Origin of the sequence: Dyadobacter sp. CY323 (genome assembly GCF_021390245.1) — a bacterium.
Classification (GTDB): Bacteria; Bacteroidota; Bacteroidia; order Cytophagales; family Spirosomataceae; genus Dyadobacter.
In genome coordinates this window covers 47,462-58,447 of record NZ_JAJUXH010000034.1, presented here as the reverse complement: position 1 = coordinate 58,447, position 10,986 = coordinate 47,462, and the positions used below count along the sequence as shown (strand labels likewise).

The window sequence follows — 10,986 nt, the reverse complement described above, 5'->3', positions numbered from 1 at the left end:
TACTTCCGGATCCGCGCGAAAAATAGCTCGGGAACCTCGGACTGGTCGAATGTCGCGGATGCGACCACGCCAGCCGCGCCCATTGCGAAGCCCGCCAAACCAACCAATTTATCAGCCACGGCAACCAGCAGCAGCCAGATTAACCTGGCCTGGGCGGATGCTTCCAATAATGAAGAAGGTTTTGATCTGGAAAGATCAACGGACGGATCAAGCTGGGGTAATGCAGAAGGTTTGGGCAGTAATGTGGCTACCAAAGAAGTTACGGGCCTGAATGCCAGCACGAAATACTACTTCCGGATCCGCGCGAAAAATAGCTCGGGAACCTCGGATTGGTCGAACGTTGCGGACGCGACTACGCCAGCCACAACTGGAGCGCTACTTGCCCCGACGCAGCTTCGTCAAAAAACAGACCGCATGGTCGTGAACCAAATCCAGCTCGAATGGAATGATCATGCATCGAACGAAACAGGTTATGAAGTATCCAGATCCGCTCGGAATAATTCAACCTGGATAGTGTTGAAGGCTGATCTGTCCCCAAATACAGAAACATATGCAGATGCTCCTGTACGTCCGGGTTTTACTTACTATTACCGGGTGCGGGCATTTAGGAATGGTACGTTTTCGGATTATTCCAACATTCTGGAAGTGGATGCGCCGGTTGTAAGCAGCACCCAGCCAACACAAAACGGCAGTCCGGAAATTTATCCCAACCCATTCACCGAAACCCTCCATTTACAGCTGAAACAATCCGGGCCGGCAACCATGCATCTTTCGGACATGAAAGGAAATGTGATCCAAAAAGCAGCATTCGATTCGCAGATTTCCATTGATGCGCGTGGGATTCCGTCAGGTGCCTACATATTAAAAGTTGGCGTCGGTAATAAACTCAATTCTTATAAAATCGTAAAGATCCAGTAGCCATGAGATATCAGCATTTGTTTCTGTTAATCATTTTGGGTTCGGTATTTTCCTGTCGTACACGGAATGTAGAGCCTGCCGATGAAGCATTGTTCACAGGCACATTTAAAGCCAGCGAGGTGAAAGAAGGCAATGTCCTTGTTTACCGGGAAGGCGCTACCAATAACATCATTCCGGGTTATGCCAGTTATCGAATTGCGCTTTTAAATGAAAATGGTGAAAGGAAAGTCGTTTTGACGGAATTTACCGGCGAGAGATTCGAGGGGATATGGACTTATTCTTCCCCGGACCAATTGCTGACGCTCGGCGCGCTTTCTCCGCAACCCGCCTCCATTACATTTGTTTACAAAGTAGAAAGTCTGACGCAGTCCTCATTAATTCTTGTAAACACAGTGCCCAATCCGAAAACCGGGCAGACGATCAATCGGCTGGTGCTGGTACCTGAATGATTCCCGGGCTGCACGCGGCTATCATATTGGGGGATATAGTGGAACAGATACCCCCAAATGGGATACCCACTTCGAATGGGCCGTCGTCTCACGTATTTCAATACCGTTAGCTCAAAGTGGGTTGTTCACAGTCGCCATGTACTTGGCACTGATCAGCAATAATAGCGTCCGGTCTGCTTTTGCTTGCTCGTAGTTCTGCTTGATCAGTTGTTTGATCTGATCGTTTCTCAATTTAACCGCAGCCATTTCAAGGATCTGGAACGAAGCCATTTCGATGCTTTCAATATTGTGAAGGTAGAACAGGATCGACATGTCCCTCAATTCGGGATTTTTACTATGCAATTTAATATCATTGAAAGAATCGTCGATTAGACCTTTAAGTCCATTTGAATGCACCTCGGAGAAATCGACAGGTAGCATTTCGTAAATCTGCTTCATCCGCTCAATCTGCTGTTTTACGTCTTCAATGGTCGTGTGAATGGCTTCACGCAGATCCGAAAAATGAGCATTGTTCATCAGTTCCGGCAGTTCGGTCACCAGCATTGTTTTTGCTGCGTAGATCTTGTGCAGGTGGTGAACAAAAAATCTTTCAAGATCACTTCTCTCAACATTGATATCGTCAGCTTTCAGCATACACAGCTAGTTAGGATAGATATTTGTTTACCTGAGACAGCAGGCTTACGATGTTATAAGGTTTGGCCAGATACATATCTGCATGGCATCTGCTGGCGATTTCTGGCAGGTCATACTCGGCGGAACACAATATCACAGGCGTCATTTCAGTATCCGGATTGGATTTTAAATCACTGCAGATCTGAGCCCCCGACCTGGATGAATCTTTAAGTCGGACATCCAGCAGGATCAGGTCGGGGTGCAGAACCTGAATATAGCCCGTGTCAAGCTCCACCGGAGAAAAGATCACATCGTATCCCGAATCACGGAAAACGATCCTGAGAAGTTCCAGGATATCGGGATCGTCTTCAATTATCAGTATTTTTTTTCTCATGCAAATAGATGTAGGGCTTTGGTTTGCGAATGGCTCAAATGCTATGCCAGGAAGGAAAGCATCGGGATTAGTCGCTTTGGCTTATCACTTTAGTGCGTGGCATGAATATTACAGCAATTGCTTCCTATTGCCTGAGGTTCTGACATTTACTATGTAAGTTCTATAGGTCTCTCACAGATTGGACGTCAACGAACCCCATGTCGTCCATCGGGTCTTCATCATCCCGACAAAAATATGCACAACATAGCTCTTTGATGAACAAATACACTTTAAATTATTCCTCATGATCAATACGCCTGAACTTAAGCCGGATGACTTACCATCGAAAAAGTCGACGGCTAAGGAATACAGACAGTTGATCAGGTCTTTCGCCCAGGCTCTCTGGGAAACGGACGCGAACGGACAGGTATTGGAGGACTCCGACAGCTGGCAAGCGTACACCGGGCAAACACCGGGCGAGAGCAGGGGGGAAGGTTGGGCGGAAGCGGTTCATCCCGACGACCGCTCCAGTGCATTAATTCATTGGCGGGTGGCCGTCCGGACAGGGCAAAATGTTAACACCGAATTCCGTCTGCGATGCCCGGACAGGAGCTGGTGCTGGACCAATTTAAGGGCGAATCCCGTGCGTGACGACGATGGAGATATTATCAAATGGCTTTGTGTCAATTTGGATATTACCGGGCAAAAACTGGCGCAGCAAGGTTTGCAGCAGTCAGAAACCCAATTTCGCCTGCTAACCACGCTCAACTCGGATACGGTATATAAAATGAATGCGGATTGGAGCCTGATGGTCAATCTTAAGGGTTTCGATTTTTTGGAAGACACCGTCCACTCGAACCGGAGCTGGTTTGAACAATACATTCCTCCGGGTGACCGGGCCAAGGTAAAGTCTGCTATCGACAAGGCTCGTTCGACAAAAACTCTTTTTGAGCTTGAACACCAGGTGTATGTGGTAGACGGCACGGTGGGCTGGGCCTTTTCGAGGGCAGTCCCGTTATTCGACGAGCATGGACAAATTACGGAGTGGTTCGGAACGGCCCGTGATGTTACAAAACGTAAATATGCGGAACAACGGCAGGCGTTTCTGCTGGAGTTAAGCGATGAATTAAGAGCATTGGGCGATCCGCTTGCGATTCAGGAAGCAGCTGCCCGTTTGCTGGGACAGAGACTGGGTGCAGACCGTGTATTGTATTCTGAAATTGCAGGTAATGGCCTGGAATATCTGATCGCCCGCAACTACGTCGCGTCTGCTGACACGGTCGCAGTTATCGGAAATTTCTCGACAGTTCAGTTCGGACAATGGCTGATCGACGCCGGGAAGGCGGGACACACGATGGTTGTAAGCAATGTGATGGAGGATGCCCGACTATCCTCTTCCGAGCGGGATGCATTTCTTGGGATTGGTGTCCGGGCCTTTATCATTACTCCGCTCAACAAAGAAGGGAAATGGGTAGCCGCTGTGAAGATACACCAGGCGCAGCCCAGAAAGTGGACTTCCCTCGAAATCTCACTGGTTGAAGAGGTGGCAGAATACACCTGGGCGGCTGTGGAACGGGCCAGGGCTGAGGAAGCCCTGAGCGACTCGGAAAAACGGCTCCGTCTGGCGATCGATGCCACTCAGCTGGCTACCTGGGAATGGAACCTGAATACCGACGATGAACTTTGGAATGAACAGCATTTCCGGATGCTTGGAATGGAAGTCGAAAATAAAGCTCAGTCGTCTGCGACATTTCTCGACAGGGTTCACCCGGACGATCGCGCGTGGATCGTGGCCGAACTGAGCAGCGCCATTGCTGAGCAAGGCTTGTATGACGCCGACTTCCGGATTGTGCGGCAGAACGACGGAGCTGTCCGCTGGATGAGCGGATACGGGCGTGTTACCGAGATAGTGGACGGGACGCCGGTCCAGATGAGCGGAGTAATGTTTGATATCACCGACCGGAAACAGGCAGAAGAATCTTTGCGCCACAGCGAGCAGCGCCAGCGCGCTATCCTGGAAAGCGCCAGGGATTATGCGATCCTGACGCTGAATACCGACCGGACTGTAAGTAGTTGGAATACAGGTGCCGAGAATATGATGGGCTACACGGAAGCGGAGATCATTGGGAAGTCGGGGGACATTTTCTTCGTGCCGGAAGACCGTGCGAAAGGGGGGCCGGAGCGGGAAGTCGAGCAGGCACTTGAAACCGGCCGGGCTGAGAACGAACGCTGGCATCTGCGCAAAGACGGTTCCCGTTTCTATGGCTCCGGGGTCACTACTGCCCTCATGAACGAAGCGGGCGATGTGATCGGCGTGTTGAAAGTAATGCGAAACCTGACGGCCCAAAAAGAAGCCGAAGACGCATTACGGAAATCGCAGGAACGCCTCCAGAAAGCATTGCGTATCCCGACGGTCGGTGTACTGTTTTTTGATGACGCCGGCAACTTCACCTCGGCCAACAATGCATTTCTGACCATTGGAGGATATTCAAGAGCGGAGGTCGAGAGCCGGCAGCTGAACATCAGCGAAATGACATTGCCGGAGTGGATGCCGCGCACACAGCAAGCATTACACGAACTCAGAACGATCGGCCGCAGTACTCCTTTTGAAAAGCAGCTCCGGCGTCCCGACGGCTCGCGCTGGTGGGGATTGTTTGCAGGTACCCAGCTCAGCCAGACGGAATATGTCGAGTTTGTGCTGGATATTACTTACCGTAAAAAGACCGAGGAAGCACTACTGGAGGCGGATCGGCGTAAGGATGAGTTCCTGGCGTTATTGGCCCATGAGCTGCGCAATCCCATGGCAACTCTGTCCAATACACTCATGTTGCTGGAATTGACCGGCGGCCAGCAGGAAATCCTCCCGCTTGAAACGGCCTTGTCGATGATGAGACGCGAAATGGCGCAGCTGGTGAGGCTGGTGGACGATCTTCTGGATGTGAGCCGGATCAATCAGGGTAAAATTGTGCTGAAACTGGAACGCCTGGACCTCACCCGGCTCGTGGAAGAAAGCCTTCAGGCGACACGGCCGCTGATCGATAACGCGCAACGTCAACTTACGGCCACGCTGCCCGGCGAGCCTTTGTACCTGCACGGAGACGCGACGCGCCTGACGCAGGTAGTGCGCAACCTTCTCACAAACGCCACCAAATTTTCGAATGAAGACGGCCGTATCTGGCTCGACCTCACCCGCGAAGGAAATGAAGCCGTATTACGGGTGCGGGATGAAGGTATCGGCATACCTGCGGATCAACTCGACCGCATTTTCGGGCTTTTTGCCCAGGTAGACACATCCCGAACGCGCTCACAGGGCGGATTGGGGCTCGGCCTGACGCTTGTCAGAGAATTTGTGAAAAAACACGGCGGCCGGGTGGAAGCCCGAAGCCCCGGACCAGGCCTGGGCAGCGAATTCATTATTCATTTACCTCTACAAAAAACAATAATTAAATGAGTTCAACCTTAGAAAAAACGGACAGAAAAATGATCCTGGTTGTTGATGATAACCGGGATGCAGCTGCCACATTGGGCATGTTTTTGAAACTGAAAGGTTACCGGGCCCATACTTGCTACGGAGGCAGAGAGGCATTGGAGGTAATCGAAGACATCCGGCCAGACCTGGTTATACTTGACCTGGCGATGCCGGACCAGGATGGATACCAGACTGCCGCATTGCTCCGTACGAACCAGGGGTTATCGATTCCATTGATCGCACTTTCAGGTTATGGGCAGGAGGAAGACAGGCGCAGGACGGCTGACGCCGGTTTTGATGCACATTTGGTCAAGCCCGTGGATTTCGCAGAACTGATAGACCTGCTGGGTACGATGCTGCCGGATACGCCCCAGAATTAATTGTAAGAGAATCAAGAACAGAAAAAAGTAAGTGTCAGAAATTGTTGGGAGCCGCGCATCTTTTCCAGTATTCCATCATGACATGGATCGTGTCCTTAATTTCTTCAAATTCACTTGGCTTTACGAAGAAACCCTGCGCAGAAGTACTGTAAGCATCAATGACGGCACGCTGGTTGATAGCCGTGGTAAAATATACGTATGGAATGCATTTAAGACTGAGTTCCGCGTCATTTTGAACTTTCTGTCTGAGTTCGAGCCCATTCAGTATAGGAAGATTAATGTCCGAAATGATGATGAAGGGTCGGTCGGGGGTTGTATAAAGGTAATCCAGCGCTGTCAACCCATCCGCGAAGTACATCCGCTTATTTGTATATCCCAGTTCATTAAAAACCTCTTCCAGTACAAACTGGTCATCGGGATCATCTTCTATGATGATGATTGTGCCGCTTTTATCCATTATCAGGTAAGATTGTTGAACCGTACGATTTTCGTTCAGCACGGAGCCAGATGCCCCATATGGAGCATCTGGTCGTGGAAAGAACGGGAATTCTTTTGAGTTTAACAAACAGAGTTTTTGCAGATCAATAACGGAATATCGCAGCCACCGGAGAATTTGCCGGCATGGTGTCCTGGTCCAGCACAAACACTTCACCGCCATTTCGGATCGTTTTGATCAGCGCTTCGTCCAGCAAATCTTCGGCATTTTCGTTTTCAGTATTGTCCAGATTCAACTCACTGGTCGTTTCATCGAAAATGCCATAAATATGCTCCGCTTTTCTGACAAAAATGTGTGAAACCCGGCCGTAGTACGCCGCTGGTATCACATCCGCCGGAATGGAAGAAGTAAGCTCGGTAGCGGATTGATTGGCATAGATCGTCAGCGCTTTTTCCAGCGGTTGCCTGAAATAAGACGTCATTACTTCTTTCGCCACTTTGTACAACTCATTTTTGTCGTCGTGCTCGTGACTTCCCGTAATGGATTCGCTGCATACATTGTAATAATCGCACACTGATTTATAAATAGGGATCAGATATTCGACACCCGCCAGAAGCAGCGGCACATTCTCGGTGTGCAGGATTTGTTTGAACAAAATATCGTCCACATGCTCGAAGTAGGTGGCAATGTTGGCTTTTTCGTCCGGGTTTCCGCCGCCCATTCCGTGGAAGTTGGCGCCGCCTCCGGAGCTGTTTGCTACACGCACCGTGCTCGCATCTTTTTCGGAAATGCGTTTGACTTCCATCATTTCGTCCGGCAGGTCGGGCACGTCGATGTATTCCATTCCAAATGCATCCGCTTTGAACAGCTTGCATTTTTGCTTGCTGATCACGAGCAGATAAAAATATTCCTTGCAAGCCATGATCGGGATCAATGGAGAGACGTAAAATGTCTTCTCGCACATCACCTCATTTTCCGGCGCAACCGGCATTTTGCTATACTTGAAATACCCTTCCGAAATGAAAACGGCGAGTCCATTATCCATACTCGCCCAAAAAGCGTCGTTTTTCAGCAGTTCGTAACCCGGAGAAAGCATTTGCTCGATCACCGCCGTGGGTATTTCTTTGTCTGCCAGTCTTTTGGAAAGATCCTGTAAAGTGTTTTTGAAGACGATCACATCCTTTTTCTCATTCACCGCCACACCCGATTTGTGGGTAGGAATGTATACAGTAATGCAGCACGAAGCCCGGTAGTCGGCCAGCTCGATGAACAGTTCTTTACTGAGGACCTGGGGTAACTCTTCCGGTTCTGTTTCAGCCTGCTCGTCCACAGCGAGTACCGTCGTTTTGTCACTTGCCGGCTTGTTTTCCTTTCCTTTAAAAGAATCGTCGCCTTTTGAAGTATTTCTGTTCGGGTGTCGGATCGGTATTGACGGGTCAATGGTTAGGTCGTCTTCAACATATTCGTTGTCTAAATCCAGAAACTCTTCCAACTTCTCGGGTGGCGCATTGGAAATCCCTAATCCTTCTACTTTATTGATAGCCGAAGGTTTTCCTTTGGGCGGATGAAACCCGCCCGACTGATCTTTTCCCATAATTCAAAACGGATTTTTGTACTAACTACTTTAATTAAGGCTGGTGGCTGCGCTGAAATGCATTTTCTCCGGTAGTTTGCGAAACGCGGGATGTCATCAGTCCAGCCGCAACTTCGAAGAGTCCAAGCAGCAGATGGGGCAGGTATACCTGATCTGCAAAACCCAGTATCCACGGGGATGCCGCGAGGAACAAACCGGTAACAATGTCCACATTGAGGTGCGCCGCCATGGGGATACTCCGGACCATTCCTCCTTCGTAGTCTGTAAAAAGAGACATCAGGATGGTCATCGCCCCGATGGCAACGAGAGTCCATGTTGCAGATGCCACTTCGTTAAAGCCAGCGATCCACGGCATCGCGATGAACAAGATGCCGGTCATGTAGTCCAGCCTGCTGTGTAATTTGGTGCTGATAATTTTCATGAGATAAAACTTTAATGGTTGTTGATGATTTTTTAAAAAAAATCCGACTTACTAAAAATTGTGCCAGAAATAATTTCGCACCTGACGGTCACTTTCAGTTGCCCGGGCGCGCGGAGTTTTAAGATTGCGGGCAGGTTTAAGCCGGTAATCCGTCACATTAGTCATTGTCTTTGTATTTGTATTTCAAAAAAAGCATAGCCACATTCAGACAGATCGTAAAAATATTTGTCGCGATGATCGGGACATCTTTTTTATCAATACCATAATAAACCCACAATGCATTGCCGGTAAGCAGTACAATAAACATCGCCATTGAAACCTCGCTGGCCTTTTTCTTCTTGACCGTTGTTACCAGCTGTGGTATCACTGCCGACGATGTGCATATCCCGGCCACCAGGCCGAGCCCTTCAATAAAGTCCATTCGTTTATTTATTTAAATGTTGTAGCGACCCGGAACCTTCCGTAGGCACGAGCGTCGCTGATAGCGGGAGCGATCGCCAATAATTTTTATGCCAGCGTGCCGGCGGTGCTGGAACAACTTTAATAAGAGCGCGCAAGTCTGGCCGGAAAGGCCGACATGTTCCATTTAAAAATAGCTGAATATGAAAACAGGAATCTTCGCAACCCTTTGTATTGCAGCCATGCTGCTGCTGGGTTGCTCTAAAAACGAAAGTAACCAGAGTGAGTCGGATCAGGGCACACCAATCGACTCGAGTGTGGTGGGGAAAGACACGAGTTCATTCGATACCCGAAAGGATATTGAGCAGAGCGATGAGCAGAAACTGACCAACCCGGGACGTGACACGACTAACTCGGATGAGCCTAGACGCTAGTTAACCGCTCCGCAACATGAAAAAAGGCAACGCTTTTTATTTACCGTTACTGATGTTCATTTCCTTCGCGTGTGGCGGCCGTAACACCTCGTCGAACGTGGAAGCTCCCGGCGATGAGAAAACGGCGAAAGATAAATTACTGACTGCCGGTGCGGAGGTAATGCAATCGGAAGTACCTCTGAAACAGTTCAGTACGTATCTGGATGGGTTTCATTTTTACAATGGCAACCTGAATGCGCAAATGGAGGCGCATCATTATGTGAGCCAGCTCAATGAGGATGTATATCAGGCCATCATTTTCGATGGAAATGACAAGGATGCCAAGATCATGGGGATCGAGTATATCATTACTGCGCCGATGTTCGAAACGCTGACCCAAGAAGAAAAACGGCTTTGGCATAGTCACGGTTTCGAAGTGAGCTCCGGCTCGCTGATTGCTCCCGGCATTCCCAAGCCAGCCGAACACGAGCTGATGGAAAAGCTGATCTCCACATACGGCAAAACCATCCACACCTGGCACACGGACCAGGAACGTACGTTGCCCGTCGGCGCGCCGATGATCATGATGGGGTTTACCAAAGAAGGTCAGCTGCATCCGGACTTGCTGGCCGCCAGGGATAAAAGATTTGGCATTTCCACCCAGAAGAACAAGGAAAACCGTCGGGATATTCCCGTGCCCAAGCCCGACGCAAATGCCAATGCCTGGGAAAAAGGGCAGGTGAGGCAACTGGTGGTTTCGGATAAGCCGGATTCGGCCATGTACAAGCACCGTTAAAATAGTTAACCAAATCAAAAAAACATGTTCGTACCCATAATAGTACTGATTTTGGCGCTCGTCGTCATCCTGGTGCTTTATTTCAAGCGGAAAAGCGAATAAGGCATTCAAGTGAAATGAATTATGATTGATTCCGGTCCGTGCCTGTAACGGACCGGAATGACTACAAAATACCTAACAACTAATGGATAGTACGCGTGAAATAGTGAAATCGGTGTCCCGGATATGGCGGATCTACAATAGGCAGGAGCCTTTGTTCCACGCCGCCATGCGCCTGGACATGTCTTACCGGTGCCGATGTCTGCTGGGAAAAGGCTTTATGGTTTATGCGCTTTTCAAAAAAGACATCGGGCGCATTTACGAAGAAGTGAAGTGCACACTGAACGATGGCGAACTGGCGAGCATTGTTCGCAGCACAGAAGATCTCTACCCCGATGAGCAGGATCGAAATGCATTTATCTCCGGGCTTCTTGCAGGACAGGAAGATCTGTGTGAGTCCTACGAGACCCTGCTGTCGCACCTCGACCCGGAAAGTGCCGCGGCGGTGATTTGCAGCGGGCACCTGGAAAAACTGACAGAGCTCGCCAGAAATCTCGCCGATTACAACCAGCGGCTTTCCAAACAAGAGCCGCAGGTACAGGCTTCGGTAGCCTAAGTCGCAGTTCCGGCATATGCCGGTCAGATGCAAGGCGGTCGGACGGTGCAGGCATGATTTTTATTAATGTC

The 10,986-nt window shown here is 49.6% G+C and carries 13 protein-coding genes; 7 read left to right on the top strand and 6 right to left on the bottom strand.

The features are described from left to right. Both LZG72_RS27905 and LZG72_RS27900 read left to right on the top strand, forming a co-directional pair. Positions 1 to 918 (top strand): fibronectin type III domain-containing protein (locus LZG72_RS27905; RefSeq protein WP_233878446.1); only part of this gene is annotated, 918 nt, incomplete at its 5' end. Positions 919 to 920: 2 nt separating this feature from the next. Further along, a complete protein-coding gene (locus LZG72_RS27900; RefSeq protein ID WP_233878445.1) occupies positions 921 to 1,367 on the top strand; it encodes a hypothetical protein in 447 nt (148 codons plus the stop codon). Positions 1,368 to 1,478: 111 nt separating this feature from the next. Here LZG72_RS27900 and LZG72_RS27895 read toward each other — a convergent pair whose 3' ends face one another. Together LZG72_RS27895 and LZG72_RS27890 are read right to left on the bottom strand one after the other, a co-directional pair. Further along, positions 1,479 to 2,000 (bottom strand): DUF892 family protein, encoded by a 522-nt coding sequence (locus tag LZG72_RS27895; RefSeq protein ID WP_233878444.1) that lies wholly within the window; start codon positions 1,998 to 2,000, stop codon positions 1,479 to 1,481. Positions 2,001 to 2,010: 10 nt separating this feature from the next. Beyond that, positions 2,011 to 2,373: a two-component system response regulator gene (locus tag LZG72_RS27890; protein WP_233878443.1), complete on the bottom strand. Its 363-nt coding sequence runs from the start codon at positions 2,371 to 2,373 to the stop codon at positions 2,011 to 2,013. A 283-nt stretch (positions 2,374 to 2,656) separates the two neighbouring features. On the opposite strand from LZG72_RS27890, the gene LZG72_RS27885 reads away from it, so the two are divergent. Together LZG72_RS27885 and LZG72_RS27880 are read left to right on the top strand one after the other, a co-directional pair. Continuing rightward, a complete protein-coding gene (locus LZG72_RS27885) occupies positions 2,657 to 5,803 on the top strand; it encodes a PAS domain S-box protein (RefSeq protein ID WP_233878442.1) in 3,147 nt (1,048 codons plus the stop codon). Continuing rightward, positions 5,800 to 6,201: a response regulator gene (locus LZG72_RS27880; protein ID WP_233878441.1), complete on the top strand. Its 402-nt coding sequence runs from the start codon at positions 5,800 to 5,802 to the stop codon at positions 6,199 to 6,201. The genes LZG72_RS27885 and LZG72_RS27880 overlap by 4 nt, the downstream gene beginning before the upstream one ends. A 34-nt stretch (positions 6,202 to 6,235) precedes the next feature. On the opposite strand, the gene LZG72_RS27875 is transcribed toward LZG72_RS27880, so the two are convergent. From LZG72_RS27875 to LZG72_RS27860, 4 genes are all read right to left on the bottom strand, one after another. Continuing rightward, positions 6,236 to 6,658, bottom strand: coding sequence for a response regulator (locus LZG72_RS27875; RefSeq protein ID WP_233878440.1), 423 nt, complete (start codon positions 6,656 to 6,658; stop codon positions 6,236 to 6,238). 124 nt (positions 6,659 to 6,782) lie between these two features. Further along, positions 6,783 to 8,231 carry a hypothetical protein gene (locus LZG72_RS27870; protein ID WP_233878439.1) on the bottom strand — a complete coding sequence of 483 codons (1,449 nt, stop codon included), beginning with the start codon at positions 8,229 to 8,231 and terminating at the stop codon, positions 6,783 to 6,785. A gap of 34 nt (positions 8,232 to 8,265) precedes the next feature. Continuing rightward, a complete protein-coding gene (locus tag LZG72_RS27865) occupies positions 8,266 to 8,652 on the bottom strand; it encodes an SPW repeat protein (protein WP_233878438.1) in 387 nt (128 codons plus the stop codon). 157 nt (positions 8,653 to 8,809) lie between these two features. After that, positions 8,810 to 9,073: a SemiSWEET family sugar transporter gene (locus tag LZG72_RS27860; RefSeq protein ID WP_233878437.1), complete on the bottom strand. Its 264-nt coding sequence runs from the start codon at positions 9,071 to 9,073 to the stop codon at positions 8,810 to 8,812. A 181-nt stretch (positions 9,074 to 9,254) separates the two neighbouring features. Here LZG72_RS27860 and LZG72_RS27855 point away from each other — a divergent pair, with 181 nt between their 5' ends. The 3 genes from LZG72_RS27855 to LZG72_RS27845 all read left to right on the top strand — a co-directional run bounded on the left by LZG72_RS27855 (position 9,255) and on the right by LZG72_RS27845 (position 10,915). Further along, on the top strand, positions 9,255 to 9,485 hold the full coding sequence (locus LZG72_RS27855) for a hypothetical protein (protein WP_233878436.1): 231 nt from the start codon (positions 9,255 to 9,257) through the stop codon (positions 9,483 to 9,485). Positions 9,486 to 9,501: 16 nt separating this feature from the next. Beyond that, positions 9,502 to 10,260: an OBAP family protein gene (locus LZG72_RS27850; RefSeq protein ID WP_233878435.1), complete on the top strand. Its 759-nt coding sequence runs from the start codon at positions 9,502 to 9,504 to the stop codon at positions 10,258 to 10,260. A gap of 184 nt (positions 10,261 to 10,444) precedes the next feature. After that, positions 10,445 to 10,915, top strand: a complete 471-nt coding sequence (locus LZG72_RS27845) for a hypothetical protein (protein WP_233878434.1) — start codon at positions 10,445 to 10,447, stop codon at positions 10,913 to 10,915. The last annotated feature ends 71 nt before the right edge of the window (positions 10,916 to 10,986 follow it).